We start from the raw sequence: 22,544 nt of genomic DNA on the forward strand, positions 1-22,544 counted from the left end.
CTACTCGGCGGCCAGACGGCTGGCGAGCTCATCTTCGGACATTAGGTCCGGATCGATGGCCATCAGCTCGCGCTTGGCCTTCTCTTTCAGTTCCACCACGGTGGCTCTGGACTGCTCGCCAATGCGGTCCACTTCCACGATCGTATCCATGTGCTCGAGCACGGCGACCCGCTTCTCGAACGGCGCCGCGATCACGAATTGGAGCCCGAGATTCCTATAGAAGCTCATCATCTGCCGCTGGTTCTTGCCGTCCATTTTCGAGAAGGCCTCGTCGAACATGGCGAGAGCGAAGCCGGCGGGCTTGCCCGTACGACGCTCGGCGCTGCCGTAGACGGCGGCGAGCGAAGCGCCGATGGCGACATAGATGGGTACCTGCTGTTCGGCGCCCGATCCGGTGCCGCGCCGCTGCTCCCAGCGGGTCGAGCGGCCGGTAGCGACATCCTCCATGTGGATCTCGAAGGTGTAGAAGTTGCGGTAGTCCTCAAACTGGGTGAAGTCCTTGTCGGGATCCTCTAGCAGCGCCTCGAGTGCAAGAATCGTATCCTTGTGCGGGAAGTCATCGGGCACATCGCCCCGGAACAGCATGTCGAGCGCCTCCGGAGAGGTCTTGGCGATCTCGATGATCTTCAGGATGGGCTGGAATTCCACCACTTGGGTGCGATGGAACGAATATCTCTCGTTGTGGAAGGGATGTGCGTAGAGGCTACGGTTCAACGACTGCAGTTCCCGCTCCATCTTGCCGATCCGGGCCGTGAGCGCGTTGATGAACTCGCCGCGAAGTAGCGTAGAGGCCTTTTCTGCTGCTTCTCGGGCCTGCCGTTCGTACTGGCGCAGCTCGTTGGATTCGATATCCGAGATGAGCTGCTCCATCCAGGGCTTCACCTCGCGTAGCGGCTCGCTTTCGGCGCCAACTTGCGAGCTCATCCCGAATTGGTCGAAGTAATCGTAGAGGAACTCGCGAACCCGGCGCTCGATCCGGACGCGCTCGACGTCCGAGGCGTCGGCATCTTTAACCGCCTTGTCTGCGATGGCACGGTGTTTCTCAGCAAAACCGCCTTTTGCTGCGGCATCGAGGCGCTCGCGGTAGACGAGCCTGCCTTTCGCGGCGGAGTAGAGCGGGAAGGTCTTGCGGTAGATCGATCGGGCGACCCGGAGGTTGAGCTCGGAGCCCGGCACGTTCTCCCCATCTTTGAGCCTCCTCTCGGCCGATCTGAGTTCGCCGTCATGCTCGCCAAACGCCTTCTGCTGGGTCTTTCTCTCGTCGAGCCTCTTGTCCTTCAGCTTCTGCTGCGCTCGCTTCTTGTCGCGAAGGCCGCCGTCGCCCGCGCCATCGAGTGCATCGAGCCTGGCATGGGCTTCGCCGATCTCGATCTGCGCGGCCGCGAAGGCCGCAGCGAAAGCCTTCAGGTCGTCACGCCCGTCACAGATGTTCTTCAGAGCGGCAAAGGCCTGCTCCGCGGCTTGGGCCTCCTTGCTCTTGTCGGCCAGGAGCCGATCCAGTTCCTCGGCCTGATCTTGCAGGGAGCGCAGGGCGTTCGCCTGGGCCGCCTTTCCGATCTTGTGCTGCGAGGCTTCGATCCAGCGATGGGTCCTGACGAGTCCATCGTCGTAGAGGCCGTCCTTCATGATGGCCCGGCCGGGCCTATTGAACTGATCGAGCGTGTCGGCGAGACGGACCGTGCCGTAGCGGCGCATGATGAACGCCATCGCGTCCGGATCCTGGCTCCGGAAGATGGAGGGGAAACTGCCGCGCTCCGGCTTGGCCCTGAACTGCTCGAGCTTGTTCAGGCTCACGAGGGATGCGTGGCGAAACTCGCGGCGGCCTTCCTTGAACATCGCCGTGGCGGCGCTGATGTCCGCTCTGTCCACGAACACCGCCTCCCGGTCGCGGCCGAGGAGCGCCTCGGCGGCCCCCACCCATTCGGGTTCGGCGACTTCGATGATGTCACAGAGCACGCGCGGGGCCATTCCCTTCTGCCGGAGCCTTCGGCAGAGGAGTTCAGTGTCGTCGCCAAGATAGGCCCGCGCCCCTCCGGAGGCGTGCTGTCGGACCCGTTCCAGCACCTCGTCGCGCCGGCCTCGCAGCCCGGAAAGCTCCGCGATGATCGCCTGACGCGCTTCGTCGATCTTCGGCAGCCATTTCGCACCGCTGGTCGCGAAGGATTTCTCGGCCGCGGAGAGCTCGTCTGAGACGCCCGCTATGTCGGCTCCGACGGCGGCGGTTAGAAGACGCTCCAGCGCAGGGACGAAGTCTTCGAAAGAGTCCGCGCACATCGCCCGGAGCGGATACAGGCTGCGGATGTTATCCAGGCGTGCCTTGAACTCGGCCGAGGCGCGGTGCGCCGCCTGCGCGGCCACATCGGCGCTCTGCTGCAGCGACTTTCTTCCGGTCTTGGCATCGTGCTCGGCGATCGCCGCCGTCAGGCGTTCGATCTCCTGATCGATGGCCTTGACGTCCTCCTCGATGAATTCGAGTTCTTTTGCTGCGGCATCTCGGCGCGCCATCTCGGTACGCCGTTTGGTCTTAAAGTCCAGGTTGATCGCGCGCGCCGCGAGCCAGGCCGCGCGTTTGGCGATCCACTCCTCCCTGAACTTGGTCTCGAGCGCCTCTTCGAGTGCGGCGAGAACCCCCCGAAGTGCCCTCAGGGCTTCGAGTCTGAGGCGCATTTTCCGGATCGTTTCGCTGATATTGCGGTAGGTCTGGATCGACTCGCGCAGCTCCTTGATCCCGATCGGACTGTCCTCGAGGATATAGTTCCGCACGAACTGCGTGGCCGTCTGGTTGTGATCGAGCGTCATCGCATTGACGATCGACTTTTGCAGGGCGCTTGCGTTCTGCTCGCCGTAGGGCGAATGCGGCAGGAGATGGCGCATGTATTCGCGGACGTAGTCGCCGGCACGATCGCGGTGGTTGACGAAGTTGCCTTCGCCAACCGCCGCGACGATCCGGGCGCGCACGTCTTCCCACTGCGCCGGGAACTGCAACTTCCCTCGCTGTTCGATGAAGTCCTTGGAGCTTAGAAGGGTGCCGACGGTGACGAACAGCGCCAGCACGGTTTCCCTGCTGTCTGACTTCCGCGCCTCGAGCGCCATGCCGATTGTGACCGGCGGCCGCGCGCCTTCCGTGTCTTCAAAACCGAGCGCGATGTAGGTGCGCGCCTCGTCGCGCCGGCGCTGGTCCTCGCCGAGCGTGCCGAGACAGTAGTCGACGACGCTGCGCTTCGAGCCACTACGCGACTTTCCGCTGTCGCCGGCGACTGCGTTCAGGCGCAGGAACCGCCGGCTGCCGCCGGTGAGTACGACTTGGGCCATGTCCAGGATCGTCGATTTGCCGGAACGGTTCTCGCCAAGGACGCCGACGTGCCCCGTCACATCGATGTCCGCGACGTCGAACAGGTGCCAGTTCACCATCGTCAGGTGGCGTAGCTCCATCATGCCTCGTCTCCCGCGGGCTGCGGAAAGCGGGCCTCCTCGCTGCGCACGTAGCGCTCGAGCCGTTGCAGGGCGTCGCCGCCGCTGATCAGCTTGATCATCGGGCGGATCCTGACCTCGCAGTCCTGCTGCTCGTCGTCGAAGTCGCCGATCTCGACAAGGCTGCGCTGGGCAGCCTCGCGCAGAATGTCGCGGAAGCGGGCGGCCGAGATCGCGCCTCCGCCGCCGTGCTGCGCCATCTCGCGGTAGCGGTCGAACAGATCGTTCAAGGTGGCGACCACGACGGCCCGGTCTTCGACCGCTCCGACGTTCACCTCTTGCTGCCAGTACGCTGCCAGCACCAGAATGACGATGGTTTCGTCGAGCTTCATCCGGGGCAGCGGCACGTCCTCATCCATGGCGACGATGCCGGCCCACTGCGCCTCCGGATCGCGATGGACGCGGTATCCGCAACTATCGAAGAAGTCATCGACCACGTTGCGGAAGCGGCCGTCCATGATCATGTTGTAGACGGTTCCGGTTCTGGGATCTCCCGCGAACACGAACTGCCGCCGCAGCAGGAAGTGCAGCGCTTTGCGGAGGTCGGCCGCCTTTTCCGCGCCGAAGGAGCGCTCGACGTGTTCGAACTCACTGAGCATTGGGCGCCTCCGCTTTCCGGAGCCTGCCGGACCGCCTGACCAGGAAGTTCGCGCAACGAAGCCAATCGCTGTCGTGTGGCGGCGTGTCTGGGCGCGGCTCCAGATCGAATCCGGCCGCGACCTGCGGCGGAACCTCGCCCGTCAGCGCATAGCGGCGGGCGCAATCGAAGGCGAGGAAGTCGTCCACGGTGTCGATTTCCATGAAGCGAGCTTCCTTGGTCGCGAATGGCGGCACCTGGCCCTCAAGGAATCGTCTGACATCCTCGGGCCGGGGCGCGATGCGAGCGATGTACTCGAGACGGAGCTTCTTCCTCAGCTCGTACAACGGGTCCGAGGGCGGGCCGGCGAGCTCCCTTGCCTCGACCGGGCGGCGCGGCTGCCTGGCCGGCGCCTGATGGTGCTCCGACCAGGGCGACCGCAGCGGCTCAATACTCCACTCGACGGTCGCCCTATCGTGCCTGCCGTCTCGCAGCAGAGCGTCCAGCCGCCGCACCAGGTCGCCGGCCCGGCCGACGAGTCCTTGCCCGCCGCGCTCGGCGTACTTGATGGTATTGCGGACCCGGGCCTCGAGCTGCCTGCGGAAGGCCTCGATCCGTTCGAACATCTCGCCGATCTGTTCGAAGATGTTTTCGATTGCAAGCAGATCGTCGGCCGCCGCCATTCGACCGTCCTCGACGTCGGCGGCCATGCTGGAAGCGGTGTACTCCTCGGCGAGGACTTGCATGGTGTCCGGTGTATAGGAGATCCGCCGTGCGAGATCGACGATGGCATCGCGGAAGCGGTACGGATGGTTGACGGTGAGGATGGACTCGAAATCCTTCAGCAGGAGCTGGTCGACGAACTCCTCGAAGAAGGCTTCCAGCCGGGTAGCCACCGTCTTCGATTCCATGACGGTCCGTCGGATCCGCTTCAGGTCGGCCAGAATGGCCCGCAGGCTCTTGGTAAACTGGTCGGCCTGGTTGCGTGCCTCGCGGACGGCGAGCGCGGCTTCGCGCTGCTTGCGGTCGGTGATCGCGGGCCTCAGCTTTTCGACGGCCTCGAGATTGAGGCGGATCTGCACGATCAAGCCGCCGAACCGCTGCGAGAGATCCTTATTGAGGCTCGCGAGCCGCTGGATCACGAGCAGCGGTCCCATAGCCATGTCGACCGTGACACGGAGCCCGTATTCCTCCTCCTCAAGCCAACCCCAGGCGAGCAGCCGCGCGTAGAGTTGCCGCGCCAGACCGAGCGCCTTGTCGCCCTTCTCGGACGCGAGCGCGACGTCGGCCTTCCGGATACGGCGGCGACCTGCCGAGATCATTTCCGGCAAGGTGCCGAAGTCGTCGCCTTCGCTCCAGAGGGCTGGGTTGGCGCGCATGACGTCATAGATGGCGTGGACGACCTGCTGCGGAGTCGGGAACGACGGCGCGCCTGAAAAGAAGCGTTCGAGGAGGTCGAGCAGACAGGCCGCGTACAGGTGCTTGTGATCGCGCGAGAAGGCCAAAAAAGCCTCATCATGCAAATGACGGAACAAGGACAATCGCTACCACTCCTGAATCGGCGTCATCCAGAGAAGGGGCGAGCTGCCCTGCCCCTAACCTCATGATCTACTGGGGAAATACTTCAGTCGAGATGCATCGCGAGGACTCGCAACCAGAAGGGTTTTGTTCGCTGTATGTTCCTATATAGCTTGCCGAAGGGAAGCTGTCGAGCCTCAGGGCTCCGTGCCGGCGCTTTGAGGGAGGGATGGGTCTTCGGGGAAAAGCCGTTCAAAGAACTTCGGCAAGCTATGTTGTCCAATGAGACAAAAAAGCCCCGCTATTCGGCCGAAGTAGGCGCGGAGATCTTAGGGAAGAACTATTGAGGACGGAAGCCTCCGGGCTGACGGACGAGCAGGGCTCCGTTGAGTATCCAAGCCGGGCGTGGTGCTAAGGTGGTCGCAATCTGTAGTTTGTGCCCTGCGAACCGCTGAAGTGTGTAACGGCCGCGCTTCTGCCGCCTCCATCTCGTTTGCCGACGGAGGCTTGAGGATTGAGCCCACCGTTCGATGCCCCGAGCAATGAGACCCCACACGCTCATGGCCTTTCATGCCCTTGCCGTTCTGATTTTGGCCCCTGCTAAGTAATATCAAGCAGCGGCTAAGTTATTGATTTTTATTTTTTATTTCGATAAACCTTGCGTGTTGTCAGAAATTGGCTTATGTTTCTGACAACGGAGGGAAACCATGCAAACCGTCGCCGAGCGTATTTTGAGTTATGCCCAAGCACTTCCAGAAGGCACTTTGATCGGTGCTAAGGAAGTTTTGCATTTGGGAAGCCGTGCTGCGGTCGATCAAGCTTTGAAGCGTCTCGCCAAACGCAACGAGTTGATGCGTCTTGCCCATGGGCTCTACGCTCTGCCAGTGAAAACACGTTTTGGCATACGCGCGCCGGCTGCCGAAAAGGTCATCGAAGCGCTGGCTTCCACGCACGCGGAAACGATCGTTCCACACGGAGCCGCGGCCGCGAATAAACTTGGTCTCACTACGCAAGTGCCGACGAAGCTCGTCTATTTGACCTCCGGTCCAGATCGTCAGTTTCGTCTCGGAGCACAGACGGTTGAGATGCGGCATGCACCGCACTGGATGCTTCTGCCGACAGACTCGATTGCTGGACAGGCAATCCGGGCTCTTGCCTGGCTCGGCGAGCGAGAGGCGGGCGAGGCTCTTAAGGTATTGAAGCGCAAGCTGTCCGACGACACTTTGCAGGATCTCGTCGCGCTGCGTCGCGCGATGCCTCCGTGGATGTCGAAATCCGTCAGCCAATCCCTTCTAAATCATGGCTGAACTTTACCTGACGCTCTCTCGTGACGAGAGGCTTGAGGCACTTGGCGTCGCCGCCACCGCCTCAGGCCGCCCGGTCCATCTTTTGGAGAAGGACATCTGGGCCGTTTGGGCCCTGCAAGGACTCTTTGACTCTGAATTGGGTGAGCATCTTGTCTTTAAGGGAGGTACGTCCCTCTCCAAAGGTTACGACGTCATCGAACGGTTCTCGGAGGATATCGATCTCACTTACGATGTCCGCCGGATCATTCCTGAGCTTGCCACGGGCGACCCACCCATACCCGCTTCGCGAAGCCAGGCCGACAAGTGGACAAAGCTTGCTCGCGAGCGGCTCACCGCCTGGGTCAAAGACAAGACACTTCCTGTCCTACAGAAACACGCAGCAGCTACAGGAGTCGACGTCACGTTCCGTGTTGAGAACGATGTCATCTATGTCGACTATGAAAAGCTGACCCAGGGCTTCGACTATGTTCCGCCCTGGATCAAGCTCGAATTCGGTGCGCGCTCGACCGGTCAGCCGTCCGAGACGAGAGAGATCACCTGCGATGCGGCGAAATCCCTGTCCGAGCTCGAGTTTCCTGTAGCGACCCCAAAAATCATGCTTCCCAAGCGCACCGTTTGGGAGAAAGCAACGGCCGTCCACGTTCTTTGCGCTCAGGGTATCGCGGGCGATCGTGTGTCGCGCCATTGGTACGATCTCGTGAAGCTCGATGATAAGGGATTTGCGCAAGCCGCCTTCGATGACAAAGTGCTGGCGCAGGAAGTCGCCGATTGGAAGAGCAAGTTCTTCCGGGAGAAAGATCGCGACGACAATGTCATCGACTATCACGCCGCGATATCCGGCAAGCTTCAGTTAGTTCCTGACGAAAAGATGCGTAAGGACCTTGAGGCCGATTATCAAAAGACAATCGACGCTGGATTACTTCTCGGCGAACCTGAGCCGTTTGAGCAGCTCATGAAGCGCTGTGAAGCTCTGCAGCGGCGCGCAAATAGTAAGTGAGGCCGGTTGCTGGAACGGACGCTTCGAAAGATTTCCGACGTATAGAAGCTGTGCTGAGGATTGCCGAAGATGAGCCCTAGCACGCGCTGCTGCACGTTGGAAAAATAGCGCATTCGCCACGCTATAGCGGGCTTTGCTTGTTTGCAGCGCTGTTAATTTTGAGCGGTGCCGTCTCCGGCATCATGAGCATGGCAAGGAGCCCAGCCGCGCTAGCGATAAGCATGTACCAGGCGGGCGCCAGCGCGCTCCCGGTAAGATAGATCAGCCAGGTGACGACTGGTTGAGCTGTGCCTCCGAAGATCGCTATCGCAAAAGCGTAGATGATCGCGAAGGCGCCACCACGAATGTTCTTAGGCAAACCTTCGGCCATGCTCACATAGAAGGCGCTATACGGAATCGTTCCGATAAGTGTGAGCGCGCCGAGGCCCCCGAGAAGTGCGAGGGCACTGCGGCTCTCTGAGATCCAGAAGAACACCGGATAGGTCATCAACAACGCAGCGATCTGCGGCCATATCATGATGTGCCGGCGGCCCGCGCGGTCTGCGAGCCAGCCGCCCAGCAGCGCGGCAGCAATTCCTACCGTATTGCTAACGAGCGTGGTGCCAAAGGCGAGAGGCGCGGAAACTTGTAGGGTGTTCAGTGCATAGGTGGTCATATATCCCGTGACGTAGGTGATGATCGTGCAACTGGCCAGGACGACGAATCCCAAGCTCATGATACGGCGAGTGGCAGGCAATCTTCCTACAGGGTGAACGCCCGGAGCCGGCGCTTGGGGCCGGTGCAACGTTTCGGGCAAGCCGCTCCGCAGCCAAAATCCGAACGGCAGCGTAGCGGCGCCGAGCAAGAGCGCGATCCGCCATCCGTACGCGTTGAGTGCCTCGCTTGTCATGGTCAGGGAGAGTATTTCTCCAACAAGCGCCCCGGCCGTCGCAGCGATTTGTTGGCTGGCAGGCTGAAACGAGACAGCAAGACCGCGCCCCTCGGCCGGCGCCGCTTCCAGCAAATAGGCAGTTGTCGGACCAACCTCACCGCCGAGCGCGAAGCCTTGCACCAAACGCGCGACAATGACCAGGAGCGGAGCAGCAGCTCCTATTGTCCCGTATGAGGGGGTGAGCGCTAACACAAGGATCGCGGCGCTCATCAGGACAAAGCTGGCGGTCATCGCAGGCCGGCGCCCGGCCCGATCTGAATACGAGCCGAGCACGATGGCCCCGATCGGCCTGGTCACAAAACCCGCGCCGAAGGTTGCGAGCGACAGCATGAGGCTGGCGAACGGGTCGCTTGCCGGGAAAAACGCTTGTCCGATCTGGATCGCGAAAAAGCTATAGGTCCCAAAGTCGTAGAATTCGAGAATATTGCCGATCGTTGCACCTAACACGGCGCGGCCGGTCAAGCGTTCGTCTGCCGGAACGAGGACCGGCTCCGGTTTCTGCCGAGTAGATTGCTTGCCCATCCTCGATCCGTCTGAGGCACGATCGCCGGCCTGAGCATTTCGACCAGCGAGGTCGGGCGCATTGCACTTCACTTGCTCTGCACGTCATCTAGCTTGAGGTGGGCTGGGCCCGCGTCCCGGTGCTCTACATTCCTCACGCATGCCAGGACGAAGCTCACGACGATGAATGCAATAAGAATGCCTGCCTCTTGCGGCCCGTTTCAAAGCTTGGACGGATCGCGGCAATCGCCGGCAAAGATGAGCAAGCGCGTTGCAATTGTCGGGCGCAGCGCTCGTTGTGCTTCTGTGCATGGCGAGTTTGCGACAATATTGGTGGGCACCGAACAGAAGCCGCCTGCTTTCACACAGATGACCGCGCATGCAGACAGGGTTCAGCCGGCTGCGCGTGTGCGCAAAGCGTCAGGCAATTGGCCCGGCTTTTGCTCCACTGCTTACCAGTTGTGTGCGGCCACCTACTTTGTCGGAATTGTCGCTGCAGAACCAGGGATCCTCCTACGATCAGAGGTGGCATGAGCTCGCATTGTTGACGACACAATTTAAAGGACGGATCGCAGCCTGCGCTGCAGACGTCGAGGATATCCGCTCATGGCGGGCCGCGTTCAGCCGGACGCACATGGCGAACCTCATGCACCGGACACTGAGCTCCAGGAAATGGAAGTAAACGTCATCAGCGAGCGCGCCTCTGTGAGTTGACCCGGATTCATCAGGTCTCCTCCACGGGAGGAGCTTTCCTTTGATATTGCGGCGCGGCCGTCAGGTTGTCGCCGTGAATGTGCACAGCCAGTGTTTGATCAACGGCAGGCGCGCTTTGCTCAAGCGCATCACGCGTGCGCATGGTCGAACGTGTGATGGCAACCGCGCCGCAATCAACGCCTCGAATAGAATGGGTAGTATGAATACGAAGACAATCGCCGCCGTCGTGCTTACAGTTACAGCGGTGCTGGGGTCGCCCAGTAGGGCCGTCGAAATTTACGATGTCGCTGATTCGAACGGTGTGCCGTTCATGCGGGTCCGCATACTCAGTGCCGACGAGGCCGATCCGGGATCTTCATCGCGCAATTTGTCTCGTTGGGAGATAGGTCAGGTGCTTACCGGGATTCGGTATTGGGCGGAAATCATCAAGGTCATCCCTGGTCAATCGCCAGCGATTATTAGTATCAGCGCGGACTACGATAACAATGCCTGGGGCATGTCCCCTTCTCATGGAGCCGGCACGAAGGTGCAGGCTGCGCTCACCGGTCAGGATCCGGGCGAACTTGAATCTGGTGCTCATGGCGCGATCGGCATCGGCCAGATGGGATTTTCACCGTACACCTACGTCCCGTCCCAAGTGTCTATGACACCGAGCACAAACCTTTCAGCCGTTAGCGTGCACGAGAACGCGCATCTGCTCGGTATGACTGGTGCTGCCTTCATTGGTCGTGCCGACGGGCTGTATATTTCCGAAACGATAAATCGGTGGACGAGTCATTTGTACGATGACAATGGCAAACAGGCTCAGCCGGGGCAGGCGATATATTGTTCCCAATGCCCGAACCAGCCAGCTGCCGACGTTTTCGATCTGCGACGTGAACAAGGCTATTTCAGAGGGGAGCATGTGAGCGAAGTGCTGGCCGGTGCCCTGCCAGGTATTCCGCTGCGATCGACGGACTTTATGGCGCACAGCGAACTGAAGAACAGTTTGATGAGTCATCAGCGATACCGGAACTACACCGCCCTAATGGAAGCGGAGATCGCCGCGTTTCAAGATATAGGTTACACTATCGATCGGCGCAATTTGTTCGGGTTCTCCATCTACGGAAACGGCCAAAATCTGGTCAATGACAATCCCTTCTTCGCTCGCAGTGCTGAGGGTAGCGCCTATCTGCCAAATACATACAATACAGCTACGCTCGGACTGGGACTGCACGTCTATGGCAGCGGCAACACTGTGGTCCAGCGCGCCGACCTGCTTTCGAAAGGAGCAGGGGGCGCCGGCATCCGCGTCGACGGCGAAAACAATCAGATCACAATTCCGCCCGGAACCCGCGTGTATGCCGACGGCGCCTATGGGCGCGGTGTCATGTTCGCCTATGGCAAGGATCACACACTGACTCAGCGTGGCGATGTGCAGGCTCTCGGTGAGCATGGCATCGCGGCAAGTTTCGATTTTGGTAACAATGTGGTGGGCAATGACCGTGAATATCGTGGTTCGTATATTCGCACGATTGGCAATAACCAAGCCCCGATGCTGAACGAGATCGCAGGTCCGCTCGTCAGCAAGTTCGATCTGACCGGGCGACTGGCTGGCAGTCATGCAGCGATGTACATGTCGAACAATGGTTACGTCGGCGAGATCAATGTGATGCGTGGCTCTGCATTGTCGGGGGACATCTTGTCTGACTACAACCAGCTTGACGAGAACGGTGCTCCGCGTCTGACCAAATTAACGTTCGGGTTGAAGCCTGATGCGAACGGTCACTCAACGCAGGAGCCAGACGCACATTTTGTAACCCGCTACGACGGTAATATCGTTGGACGTAACAATCTTTCGCTGCAGTTCGCCGGTGGCGCCACGACATTGACTGGCAATCACGAGCTGTACGAGGCAAGTGTCGCACAAGACGCAATCTTGGCCGGTAGCGGCAGTTATCTGCTCAATGCCAACGGTCGCTTCACCAACAGCGGTGCTGTCGCGCCCCTCATCAACGGTCTGGGCAACAGCATCAAGGTGAATGGCGACTATCTGCAAACCTCGACCGGTCGCTTGCAGGTCGCCGTAAACGATGCTGGCGCGTTCAGCCATCTCGTGGTGAATGGCAATGCGACGCTCGACGGTACGCTCACGATCACCCCGCAGCGCGGCTGGTATGGCAGCGGCTTTAACGTCTCCTCCGATCAGTGGCTGAATGCAACAAATCTCACAGGCTCGTTCGCGAACGTGACGACAGCCCTGCAATCGCCAACCTTGCTGGCGAGTGCAACGGCTCAAGGCGACAACACCTACGCCTTGACACTCTCCCGCCCATCCGATGCCTATTCGCGTTATGGGACCGACGCCAACAGCCGCCAGGTGGGCACGGCGCTCGATCGAGTAGCTGGCAACGCAGCTACAGGGCTGCACCCACTCGTCGCAGCGCTCGACTTTTCCGCACCGGACGGCACGGCGGTGACATCTGGGCTGCGTCAACTTTCTCCGTCCATCTATGCGTCGGAGCAGGGCAGACGTGTCAATGACAGCTACTATGCGCGTTCGGCAGTCTACAACCGTCTCGAACAGGCGTTTGGCGGCGCGCCAACCTCAGCGATGGCGGTGATGGGTTGTGGTCCTGAGCAGAGGTGGTCGCGCGGCAATTCTGCCTCTGCCACAGGCCTGGTCGGCCCGGCTTCGTCTGGCCTGCCCTCTTATGACCTGCAGGGGTATGCAGCGTGGGCTTCTGCCTTTGGCGGATGGACGACCCAATCGGGCGATAACAATGGTGCGAGCACCAGATCCACCATCAGCGGCCTCATGACCGGGATCGACACGTCGGCATTTGACGACTGGCGGGTCGGTGTTGTTGCAGGCTATAGCCGTTCCATTTTCAAGGTCGGCGCGGCCTCGTCGTCAGGCCGCAGCGACAATTACACGTTCGGGACCTATGCCGGCACCGAGTGGACCGTGCCGGAAGGGGCCATCGCCTTCCGCTCAGGACTTGCCTATACATGGCACGATCTTGAGATGAGCCGCAACGTGAGGTTCCCAGGCTTCAACGACAACTTGATCTCGGATTACGATGCAGGCACGTTCCAGATTTTTGGAGAACTCGGCTATAAAGTCCATCTCGGTAAGTATTCGGTGATCGAGCCCTATGCTAGTCTCGCCTATGTTCGCGCGGCGACGGACAGCTTTAGCGAGAGGGGGTTGAACGGAGCGGCGCTTAGTGTTCACGCTGGCACGCTGGATACGACGCTCTCCACGCTCGGCGTCTACGCGACCACCCGTTTTCAACTTGGCCAGATAGCCACGACTGCGCGAGCCGATATTGGCTGGCGTCATGCCATAGGCGACCTCATTCCGCTGTCGACAGCCAGCTTTGCTGCTGGATCCAGCCCTTTTGCAGCTTCAGGCCTATCCATTGGCAAGGACGTGGCACTCGTCGAATCCGGTTTGGACTTCCAGCTTTCGAGCAACAGCACTCTTGGCATCGCCTACCAGGGTCAGTTCGGTTCAGGCATCACCCAGAACGGACTGAATGCTACCTTCAACGTGAAGTTCTGATGAATGGGGATGCGTGGCTTCGGCGCCGCTGTGCAGTGAACCATGTTGATTTCTGTCCACATCTCGTCGGCCAAAACTCGGCCAGCCATCGAGCTCACCTGAACGCCGCCGCCGGCGTCTCGCAGCGGTCCACCAGCCGAAGACATGCCGCGACATCGCGGCGCCGCGCCCGCCTGAGGTGGCGCGAAGTAAGATCATTTGCCGCCGAAAAGCTTAGGGGGATCGGGGGTCCAAACTCGAACTTTGCCGGCTAATGCAACGTCTGCTGTCGATGATGCCGCTGCATATGCTCGTTCAATTCGGCGTTCAAACAGTTCAGAATGTGCTCCAACTGCTCATTGGCGAGCAACAGGACCTTGAGGGCGCTGCGCAGATCGCAATTATACGCAGCGACGACCTCGTCTATGCGCCAGCTCACCGAGCATGCTGTCTCGGCCCTTCGGGTCGCGATCACTCGCGAAGACATAAGGTTCTCCTCGCCGGGGGCACTCGCTGAAGCGGGCCGGCGGCCGGCCGCCGTCGCTATCGCTGCCGCGTTAGACGGGTGCCGCTCAAAGGCCGGTGCCGCCGGAGCACCACTCTCCCCGAGGCTTTGGAAATACTTCTATTCTCAAGCTCTGCGCGCCTTTAGTACTCTAAAGCACTGTATCGCTGCTGCCGCGGCAGCAGCTTAGGGGCGCGGCCCTTCAGCGCGGCGCAGGCCTTCGGTTTTGGCTCCCCCACGCTCCGCGCGGTGCCCTAAAAAAGTTGTTCCAACTTCCTTCAGCCCTTGCGCCTTGCACACCTCGCTACTCGCCGCGAGGCAGGGCTTATGGCGGCTTTTTGCCGCGCGCAACCTCAGCCTTAAGGAGAAAAACAACAGAACCAAGACCTCCGCCGCAGTCCGTCGTGATGGTGCCGCGCGGCAAACTGAAGAAGTCGCCCAAGAATGCTCGTAAGATGCCAAATTCGAAAGGCTGAAGTCGAAGCTCTCGCCGCCAATATCGCATCCTCGGCATGCTGCAATTTCCTGTCGTCGAACCCGAACGCGGCCCCAAGGACAAACCGACCGGCCACTTTCTGGTCAATGCAGGTGAGGGACGCTGTCTTGTTCAGTTGCTTCGGGCCAAGCGCAAGGAGATCAAGAAGGACGAGCAAGCCGCATTTTTCGATCCCAACAGCGGATGCGTCTTTGCGACCATCTGGCACGACCGATAAGCACGCCTCGAGTACGGCAGCATTGATGGCGGCGATCGATGACATTTTGGAATGTTGCCGAACACTGACTTGCCAAGCACCATCCCGCACGCCCGCAATCGAGAATAGCCGATACGCGATCGCGTATATCTGTGTTATATACGCTAACGCGTATATTTCTGTAATATACGGATTTGCGTATATTGACGATATATACGGATATGCGTATATTGAACGCGGAGATTCACATGACGCAGCATATTGCTCGTACGGAAAAGCAACTCGGCGCCATTCTACGGCGGGCTCGCCGACAGGCCGGACTTACCCAGTCAGGCTTAGGAAAGCAGATCCATCTGCGTCAGGGCACCGTATCCCGACTGGAAGCGGGCGAGCCTGCCATTCAGCTCCACACCCTCATGGAGGCGCTGGCCGCGCTCAATCTTGAACTGGTGGTCCGTACCCGCAGCAAGGCCACCTCGACTGACATCGAGGACATTTTCTGATGGGCCGGCCTCCAGCAAACGCGCCCCTGAATGTGTTCGTCAACGCACGCCTGGCAGGCATGCTCCGGCGCGAGTCCAGCGGTGCGATCGACTTTCGTTACACTCCGCAATGGCTCTCCTGGGAATCGACCTTCCCAATCTCGCTATCGCTGCCCTTGCGCGAAGACCGCTATATCGGCGCACCTGTAATCGCCGTGTTTGACAACCTGTTGCCCGATAGCGAACAGATACGCAAACGAGTCGCGGAGCGGGTGGGGGCAAAAGGTACTGACGCCTACAGCATGCTCTTTGCACTCGGGCATGATTGCGTTGGTGCGCTCCAGTTTCTTCCACAGCGTGTCGATCCTGGACCTGCCGGTACGATCGAAGGGAACGCTGTCACCGACCGCGATGTCGCCGCCATCATCAAGAACCTTGCGAGCGCTCCACTTGGGATGGGGGAAGACGACGATTTCCGGATTTCCATCGCTGGTGCCCAGGAGAAGACCGCCCTGCTGCGGCGAGATGGCAAATGGTACAAGCCGACTGGTACCACGGCGACGACGCACATTCTCAAACCGCAAATCGGTCGTTTGCCGAACGGGATCGATCTCTCGAACAGCGTCGAGAACGAATATTTCTGCCTTAAGCTGCTGGCCGCGCTTGGCGTACCAACGGCGAACGTCGAGATCGCCGATTTTGGTGGTCGCCGCACGTTGATTGTCGAGCGCTTCGATAGGCGCTGGACCAATGATAAAAGGTTGCTGCGCCTTCCTCAGGAAGATTGCTGCCAGGCTCTATCCGTACCCACCACCCGGAAATATCAATCGGATGGCGGCCCCGGCATGAAAGACATCCTGCAACTCCTCAAGGGTAGCGATGAACCGACCGAAGACATCGCGACATTTTTGCGGGCCAGCATCGTGTTCTGGCTCATCGGCGCAACTGACGGACACGCCAAGAATTTTAGCCTATTCCTGAGCCCCGGCGGGCGCTTCCGGCTCACGCCGCTTTATGATGTCTTGAGCGCGCAACCAAGCCTCGACGCCGGACAAATTCAGCGCAAAGCTTTTAAACTTGCAATGTCGGTCGGCAAAAATCGCCACTACGGAATGACTGATATTTTGCCGCGTCATTTCCTACAGACCGCCGAAATCTCCGGCGTTGGACCGGCCGTAGTCCACGCAATCTTTGAGGATCTCGTCGAAAACTTCGAGGCAGCCTTTGCGAAAGTGATAAAGGACCTCCCCAAAGGCTTTCCCAAAGAATTGGCAGACTCGATAAGAGTCGCCGCTATTCGCCGCATCGGTCTTATAAACGACCGTTGACACTTTCAGCCTAAGGGGCTGCGTGCGAGCGGGCCAGCGCTGGTGGCACCAACACCGGCACCAGCAGCATGAGGATCGTCGGCGTCGGCATCAATGTCGACAGGCGATCATCGCGCCCATGATCGCCGTCGGCGGCGCCGGCGCCAGAATTGCCGGAACGCGATGATCGGCGCGCCGATGATGATCATGGTCACCAGCAACGCCAGCCCCGCGCGCTCCAGGGTGTTCCCGCTATGATGGCCCGATCGCTCCAGAGGAGCTCGATTCGGGCCGCACTTGAGATATTCAACGAACGGGCTGAGTCTCGCTATTACGGGCTCGGTTTCCGAACATCCAGGCCGACTTGCAAGCTGAAATCGGCGACATCTCCGATCACATCGCAGACCAGCTTAAGGCCGCGAATAGGCTGAGAGCAAACGGCGTAAGCGTTGAATAGGTAGCTGCGATGCAGCTGGCTATACTTCCTCAATCGGTAAACATCGCCGAGCTTGACGTTAAGTTCCTCGAACGTTCGTCGCTCTTTGTCCGTCAATTCCATGTCCACAACCACCGCTGTCCAACCTTCGGGGGGCAGCGGTGAGCACTAATGTCGAAGCCTGGCTCGGTTTGGCGAATGCGATCCAGATTCGCTGCTCTGGCCCGTCCGCCGAGACATTGTCGGCCGTCACGGCGACAACAGTAAAGGAGTTGCCAAAGGACTCTGCCATGCTCGTACAAGACAATGGCGGACGGCTTTGTTCTATTGGAAGCGCCGGCGAGCCGAGCAGAATGGCCCGATCGGCGTGGTCACAAATCAGCGCCGAAGGTTGCGAGCGACAGCATGAGGCTGGCAACGGGTCGCTTGCCGGGAAGCATGCATGACCGATCTGGATGGCGAAAAAGCCATAGGTTCCGAAGTCGTAGAACTCGAGAATATTGCCGATGGTTGCTCCCCACACGGCGCGGCCGGTCAAGCGTTCGTCTGCCGGAAAGAGGACGGGCTCCGGCTTCTCCCCAGTAAACTGCCTAGCCATCCTCGATCCGTCTGGAGTTCGATCGCCGGCCGAGCATTTCGACCAGTCAGGTCGCGCACGCTGCATTTCAGTTGCCCTACGCGTCGTCTAGCTTGAGGTGGCCGGGCTTACGTCCCGGTGCTCTACATCTGCCTGACGCATGCCAGGGCGAAGCTCACGACGATGAGTGTAACAAAAATGCCTGCCTCTTGCGCCCCATTCAAACCTTGAACCGATCACGGCGATCGCCAGCAAAGATGAACAGGGCGCGCTGCAATTGTCAGGCGTGGCAGTCGTTTTGCTCCTGTGCAATGGCGAGTTTGCGACAACATTGGCGGGCGACGCACAGGCATCGCCCGTTTTCACGCAGAAGGGCCGCCGCGCGGCGTTGCTGCGTTCATCTGTTTGCGCACGGCGAAGGCATCAGGCGATTTGGCCCGGCTTTTGCTCCGCTGCTTGTTAGTTGCGTGCAGTCGCCTGCTTTGTCGGGATTGGCGCTGCAGAATGCAGGATCTGTCTGCGATCAAAAGACAATAGGAGCTCGCATTGTTAACGGGGCCCATGAAAACGCTCGACATCGGCCACGGCCGCGAAGCATCGGGCGGTCATCATCGCTCAGGCGAGCCGCGGCTCGGCGGATCGCAAATAGCAAGCGTGAAGTGCCAGAGCTTGAGTTTGAGGAAGTTGAAATCAAAGTCACCAGCAATGAGGGACATACTTGTGAATTGACTTGACTTCATCAAGGCTGGCTTCCCTGCAGAGAGCTAGCCTTCCTTTTGAATTGAAGTTCTGCCGTCAGACTCGGGCTACGAAGGCGCAAGGCCGATGTCCGATCAATGACGGCTGCGCTTCGCTGGCGCATCTGCGTGCACGCGCGCTCCAAGTTGGACGGCGAAGCACGCCGGCAATCAAGACCTCGAACAGAATCTGTAAATGAAGACGAAGACAATTACGACCATCGTGCTTGCGGCTAGTGCCTTGCTGGATTCTCCCAGTAGAGCGGTTGAAACTTACGATGTTAGGGATTCGAACGGCGTGTCCTTTATCCGAGCACGGATATTCGGTCCCGGAGATGGCCCTTTCTGTTGTGGCGGAGGTAGCGAGCCGGCGTATTCAGCTCGGGATCTAGCGCAATGGGAAACGGACCATTCGCTGGCAGCGATCCGCTATTGGGCCGAAATCATAAGGGTCAAACCCGGGCAGTCGCCGGCCGTCGTCAACATCGGCGGAATTCAGGGCAACACGGCATGGGCCTCAGTCCAGAGCTCGCCTGATGGCGAGAACAAGGTGCAGGCGGCAGTCACCGGTCAGAATCCGGGCGAGTTGAACCATGGCGCACATGGTATGATTGCGATCGGCGAAATGGGATTTTCATCCGAAGCATACATTCCTTCGCAATTGCCAATGACGCCGAAGATCGGCCTGGCACCTGTTATGATTCATGAGTTCGCTCATCAGCTGGGAATGGCCGGTACCATTGACGGTTATGATGGTTGGCGCACCGAGCCGATATCGCCGTACTTCCCTAATGCGATAAATGCCTGGACTAACCATTTGTATGACGACAACGGCAAACAAGCCAGGCCGGGGCAGGTGATCTATTGCTCGCTGTGCGTGAACTCGCCAGCTGAGGACGTTTTCGACCTGCGCCACGATCGGGGCTATTTTGCCGGGAAGCATGTGAGTGAAGTGCTGGCCGGTGCCATGCCAGGTATTCCCGTTCGAGTGATGACTGAGGACGGCCGGCTGGATGTCCCCTTTGTCTCGCATAGCGAGCTTAAGAACAGCCTGTTGAGCCACCAGCAATACCGGAACTACACCGCCCCGATGGAGGCGGAGATCGCCGCCTTCCAGGACATCGGCCAAAGCATTGATCGGCGTGGTCTATTTGGTTACTCCATCTATGGCACCGGTCGCGATCTGATAAACGACAATCCGTTCTTCGCTCGGAATGCTGAGGGTACCGCCTATCTGCCAAATACGTACAATACGGCTACTCTCGGACTGGGACTGCACGTCTATGGCAGCGGCAACACTGTGGTCCAGCGCGCCGACCTGCTTTCGAAAGGAGCAGGGGGCTCCGGCATCCGCGTCGACGGCGAAAACAATCAGATCACAATTCCGTCCGGGACCCGTGTGTACGCCGACGGCGCCTATGGGCGCGGTGTTATGTTCGCCTATGGCAAGGACCACACACTGACTCAGCGTGGCGATGTGCAGGCTCTCGGTGAGCATGGCATCGCGGCAAGTTTCGACTTTGGCAACAATGCGATGGGCAATTACTATGAATATCGTGGTTCGTATATTCGCACGATTGGCAATAACCAAGCCCCGATGCTGAACGAGATCGCAGGTCCGCTCGTCAGCAAGTTCGATCTGACCGGGCGACTGGCTGGCAGTCATGCAGCGATGTACATGTCGAACAATGGTTACGTCGGCGAGATCAATGTGATGCGTGGCTCTGCATTGTCGGGGGACATCTTGTCTGACTACAACCAGCTTGACGAGAACGGTGCTCCGCGTCTGACCAAATTAACGTTCGGGTTGAAGCCTGATGCGAACGATCACTCAACGCAGGAGCCCGACACAAATTTTGCAACCCGCTACGACGGTAATATCGTTGGACGTAACAATCTTTCGCTGCAGTTCGCCGGTGGCGCCACGACATTGACTGGCAATCACGCGGTGTACGATGCAAGTGTCGCGCAAGGTGCAACCCTGTCCGGTAACGGCAGTTATCTGCTCAATGCTAGTGGTCGCTTCACCAACAGCGGTGCTGTCGCGCCCCTCATCAACGGTCTGGACAACAGCATCAAGGTGTATGGCGACTATCTGCAAACCTCGACCGGTCGCTTGCAGGTCGCCGTAAACGATGCTGGCGCGTTCAGCCATCTCGTGGTGAATGGCAATACGACGCTCGATGGTACGCTCACGATCACCCCGCAGCGTGGCTGGTATGGTAACGGCTTTAACGTCTCCTCCGATCAGTGGCTGAATGCGACAAATCTCACAGGCTCGTTCACGAACGTGACGACATCGCTGCAATCGCCCACCTTGCTGGCGAGTGCAACGGCTCAAGGCGACAACACCTACGCCTTGACACTCTCCCGCCCATCCGATGCCTATTCGCGTTATGGGACCGACGCCAACAGCCGCCAGGTGGGCGCGGCGCTCGATCGAGTAGCTGGCAACGCAGCTACAGGGCTGCACCCGCTTCTCGCGGCGCTCGACTTTTCCGCGCCGGACGGCACGGCGGTGACATCTGGGCTGCGTCAGCTTTCGCCGTCCATCTATGCGTCCGAGCAGGGCAGACGTGTCAATGACAGCTACTATGCGCGTTCGGCAGTCTACAACCGTCTCGAACAGGCGTTTGACGGCGCGCCAACCTCGGCGATGGCGGTGATGGGTTATGGTCCTGAGCAGAAGTGGTCGCGCGGCAATTCTGCCTCTGCTACAGGCCTGGTCGGCCCGGCTTCGTCTGGCCTGCCCTCTTATGACCTGCAGGGGTATGCAGCGTGGGCTTCTGCCTTTGGCGGATGGACGACCCAATCGGGCGATAACAATGGTGCGAGCACCAGATCCACCATCAGCGGCCTCATGACCGGGATCGACACGTCGGCATTTGACGACTGGCGGGTCGGTGTTGTTGCAGGCTATAGCCGTTCCATTTTCAAGGTCGGCGCGGCCTCGTCGTCAGGCCGCAGCGACAATTACACGTTCGGGACCTATGCCGGCACCGAGTGGACCGTGCCAGAAGGGGCCATCGCCTTCCGTTCAGGCCTTGCCTATACATGGCACGATCTCGAGATGAGCCGCAACGTGAGGTTCCCAGGGTTCAACGACAACTTGATCTCGGATTACGATGCAGGCACGTTCCAGATTTTTGGAGAACTCGGCTATAAAGTCCATCTCGGTGACGGGTCGGTGATCGAGCCCTATGCCAATCTCGCCCATGTTCGCGCGGCGACGGATAGCTTTAGCGAGAGGGGGTTGAACGGAGCGGCGCTTAGTGTTCACGCTGGCACGCTGGATACGACGCTCTCCACGCTCGGCGTCTACGCGACCACCCGTTTTCAACTTGGCCAGATAGCCACGACTGCGCGAGCCGATATTGGCTGGCGTCATGCCGTAGGCGACCTCATTCCGCTGTCGACAGCCAGCTTTGCTGCTGGATCCAGCCCTTTTGCAGCTTCAGGCCTATCCATCGGCAAGGACGTGGCACTCGTCGAATCCGGTTTGGACTTCCAGCTTTCGAGCAACAGCACTCTTGGCATCGCCTACCAGGGTCAGTTCGGTTCAGGCATCACCCAGAACGGACTGAATGCCACCTTCAATGTGAAGTTCTGATGCAATGCATTTCGCCCGCGTGCTACACAGCAATGAGATCTCGTTATTTCAATCCAGGTTTCCTCGACGAGAGGCTGGCGCTCACGATCGAGGCTAGCCTGCTTGAACGCCGGTGCTGACTTCCGCGCGGGATGTCGGAGCGAACTCTCTCGAGGGCAAGCAGCATTTGCATCAACGCTGACGATCTTCCGACATCGTCTAGAGCGCCTCAAGCGTCGGGTGGGATCGAGCGGCCGTCCGACTCCGGCTCGCATGATCACCGAGCGTGAGCCGGAGATCCAGCTGAATTCCAAAGGAACGTTGGGGGCCCAAGGACCGAGCGCCTGCGGGAAGGAAGCCTCGACGCAACGGGTCGCGAACGGCGCGACAAGTCAATGGCTTCGGGCAGGCAGCGCTGGACAAAGCCATGCGCGAATGCGCGCAACGGATTCGGCCATCCTGGCGAGGCCGAGGCTCTGGAGAAACGCTCGCGCGCTGCGGACAAACTCTGGAAAAGCAGCGGCAGTGGCTGGAGCCCCTTTGCGGCGTGCCCGGGGAATAGGCCGGCGGGACCAAACGAACCATCGTCCAATACGGCGTTGAGATAACCTCGTCTTAAGGCGGATTAAACTTCGAAGTCAACCATTTGGTCGTGACCTCGAAGTGACTCTTGTCCC

At 59.6% G+C, this 22,544-nt stretch carries 12 protein-coding genes and 1 pseudogene; 7 read left to right on the plus strand and 6 right to left on the minus strand.

Annotated elements, in window-relative coordinates; translation table 11 throughout:
* From ACVI1L_RS22990 to ACVI1L_RS23000, 3 genes are read right to left on the minus strand one after another with little or no spacing between them, the layout of a single operon-like run.
* Positions 1-3,435: an SbcC/MukB-like Walker B domain-containing protein gene (locus ACVI1L_RS22990; RefSeq protein ID WP_456783841.1), complete on the minus strand. Its 3,435-nt coding sequence runs from the start codon at positions 3,433-3,435 to the stop codon at positions 1-3.
* Positions 3,432-4,070, minus strand: a complete 639-nt coding sequence (locus ACVI1L_RS22995) for a DUF4194 domain-containing protein (RefSeq protein WP_253640769.1) — start codon at positions 4,068-4,070, stop codon at positions 3,432-3,434. The genes ACVI1L_RS22990 and ACVI1L_RS22995 overlap by 4 nt, the downstream gene beginning before the upstream one ends.
* Positions 4,060-5,589 carry a Wadjet anti-phage system protein JetA family protein gene (locus ACVI1L_RS23000; RefSeq protein ID WP_456783842.1) on the minus strand — a complete coding sequence of 510 codons (1,530 nt, stop codon included), beginning with the start codon at positions 5,587-5,589 and terminating at the stop codon, positions 4,060-4,062. The genes ACVI1L_RS22995 and ACVI1L_RS23000 overlap by 11 nt, the downstream gene beginning before the upstream one ends.
* A 684-nt stretch (positions 5,590-6,273) precedes the next feature.
* Between ACVI1L_RS23000 and ACVI1L_RS23005 the strand changes: the two genes are divergently transcribed.
* Positions 6,274-6,873: a DUF6088 family protein gene (locus ACVI1L_RS23005; RefSeq protein WP_253640767.1), complete on the plus strand. Its 600-nt coding sequence runs from the start codon at positions 6,274-6,276 to the stop codon at positions 6,871-6,873.
* Positions 6,866-7,870: a nucleotidyl transferase AbiEii/AbiGii toxin family protein gene (locus tag ACVI1L_RS23010; protein ID WP_253640766.1), complete on the plus strand. Its 1,005-nt coding sequence runs from the start codon at positions 6,866-6,868 to the stop codon at positions 7,868-7,870. The genes ACVI1L_RS23005 and ACVI1L_RS23010 overlap by 8 nt, the downstream gene beginning before the upstream one ends.
* A gap of 121 nt (positions 7,871-7,991) precedes the next feature.
* Here the strand turns inward: ACVI1L_RS23010 and ACVI1L_RS23015 are convergent, their stop codons facing one another.
* Entirely contained in the window at positions 7,992-9,323 is a 1,332-nt protein-coding gene (locus ACVI1L_RS23015) for an MFS transporter (RefSeq protein ID WP_456783843.1), read from the minus strand.
* 892 nt (positions 9,324-10,215) lie between these two features.
* Here ACVI1L_RS23015 and ACVI1L_RS23020 point away from each other — a divergent pair.
* From ACVI1L_RS23020 to ACVI1L_RS23035, 4 genes are all read left to right on the plus strand, one after another.
* Complete coding sequence (locus ACVI1L_RS23020; protein WP_456783844.1) at positions 10,216-13,563, plus strand: autotransporter outer membrane beta-barrel domain-containing protein; 3,348 nt, start codon at positions 10,216-10,218, stop codon at positions 13,561-13,563.
* A 996-nt stretch (positions 13,564-14,559) separates the two neighbouring features.
* The gene (locus ACVI1L_RS23025) at positions 14,560-14,760 is read left to right on the plus strand and encodes a hypothetical protein (RefSeq protein ID WP_253640763.1); all 201 of its coding nucleotides are present in this window, start codon (positions 14,560-14,562) and stop codon (positions 14,758-14,760) included.
* 227 nt (positions 14,761-14,987) lie between these two features.
* Entirely contained in the window at positions 14,988-15,242 is a 255-nt protein-coding gene (locus ACVI1L_RS23030; RefSeq protein WP_050399954.1) for a helix-turn-helix domain-containing protein, read from the plus strand.
* Positions 15,242-16,549 carry a type II toxin-antitoxin system HipA family toxin gene (locus ACVI1L_RS23035; RefSeq protein ID WP_253640762.1) on the plus strand — a complete coding sequence of 436 codons (1,308 nt, stop codon included), beginning with the start codon at positions 15,242-15,244 and terminating at the stop codon, positions 16,547-16,549. Before ACVI1L_RS23030 ends, ACVI1L_RS23035 begins: the two co-directional genes overlap by 1 nt.
* A 310-nt stretch (positions 16,550-16,859) precedes the next feature.
* On the opposite strand, the gene ACVI1L_RS23040 is transcribed toward ACVI1L_RS23035, so the two are convergent.
* Together ACVI1L_RS23040 and ACVI1L_RS23045 are read right to left on the minus strand one after the other, a co-directional pair.
* On the minus strand, positions 16,860-17,087 hold the full coding sequence (locus ACVI1L_RS23040) for a hypothetical protein (protein WP_253640761.1): 228 nt from the start codon (positions 17,085-17,087) through the stop codon (positions 16,860-16,862).
* Between the two features lie 234 nt (positions 17,088-17,321).
* A pseudogene (locus ACVI1L_RS23045) lies at positions 17,322-17,562 on the minus strand (MFS transporter); the annotation flags it as partial.
* A 912-nt stretch (positions 17,563-18,474) separates the two neighbouring features.
* Between ACVI1L_RS23045 and ACVI1L_RS23050 the strand changes: the two are divergent.
* On the plus strand, positions 18,475-21,888 hold the full coding sequence (locus ACVI1L_RS23050; RefSeq protein WP_253640760.1) for an autotransporter family protein: 3,414 nt from the start codon (positions 18,475-18,477) through the stop codon (positions 21,886-21,888).
* Positions 21,889-22,544: the final 656 nt, after the last annotated feature.

This window comes from Bradyrhizobium sp. USDA 4516 (assembly GCF_054055915.1).

Bases quoted from the DNA above. Each gene is read 5' to 3' on its own strand.
- ACVI1L_RS22990 (WP_456783841.1), bottom strand. From the start codon at position 3,435: ATGATGGAGCTACGCCACCTGACGATGGTGAACTGGCACCTGTTCGAC.
- ACVI1L_RS22995 (WP_253640769.1), bottom strand. From the start codon at position 4,070: ATGCTCAGTGAGTTCGAACACGTCGAGCGCTCCTTCGGCGCGGAAAAG.
- ACVI1L_RS23005 (WP_253640767.1), top strand. From the start codon at position 6,274: ATGCAAACCGTCGCCGAGCGTATTTTGAGTTATGCCCAAGCACTTCCA.
- ACVI1L_RS23010 (WP_253640766.1), top strand. From the start codon at position 6,866: ATGGCTGAACTTTACCTGACGCTCTCTCGTGACGAGAGGCTTGAGGCA.
- ACVI1L_RS23015 (WP_456783843.1), bottom strand. From the start codon at position 9,323: ATGGGCAAGCAATCTACTCGGCAGAAACCGGAGCCGGTCCTCGTTCCG.
- ACVI1L_RS23020 (WP_456783844.1), top strand. From the start codon at position 10,216: ATGAATACGAAGACAATCGCCGCCGTCGTGCTTACAGTTACAGCGGTG.
- ACVI1L_RS23025 (WP_253640763.1), top strand. From the start codon at position 14,560: ATGCTGCAATTTCCTGTCGTCGAACCCGAACGCGGCCCCAAGGACAAA.
- ACVI1L_RS23030 (WP_050399954.1), top strand. From the start codon at position 14,988: ATGACGCAGCATATTGCTCGTACGGAAAAGCAACTCGGCGCCATTCTA.
- ACVI1L_RS23035 (WP_253640762.1), top strand. From the start codon at position 15,242: ATGGGCCGGCCTCCAGCAAACGCGCCCCTGAATGTGTTCGTCAACGCA.
- ACVI1L_RS23040 (WP_253640761.1), bottom strand. From the start codon at position 17,087: ATGGAATTGACGGACAAAGAGCGACGAACGTTCGAGGAACTTAACGTC.
- ACVI1L_RS23050 (WP_253640760.1), top strand. From the start codon at position 18,475: ATGAAGACGAAGACAATTACGACCATCGTGCTTGCGGCTAGTGCCTTG.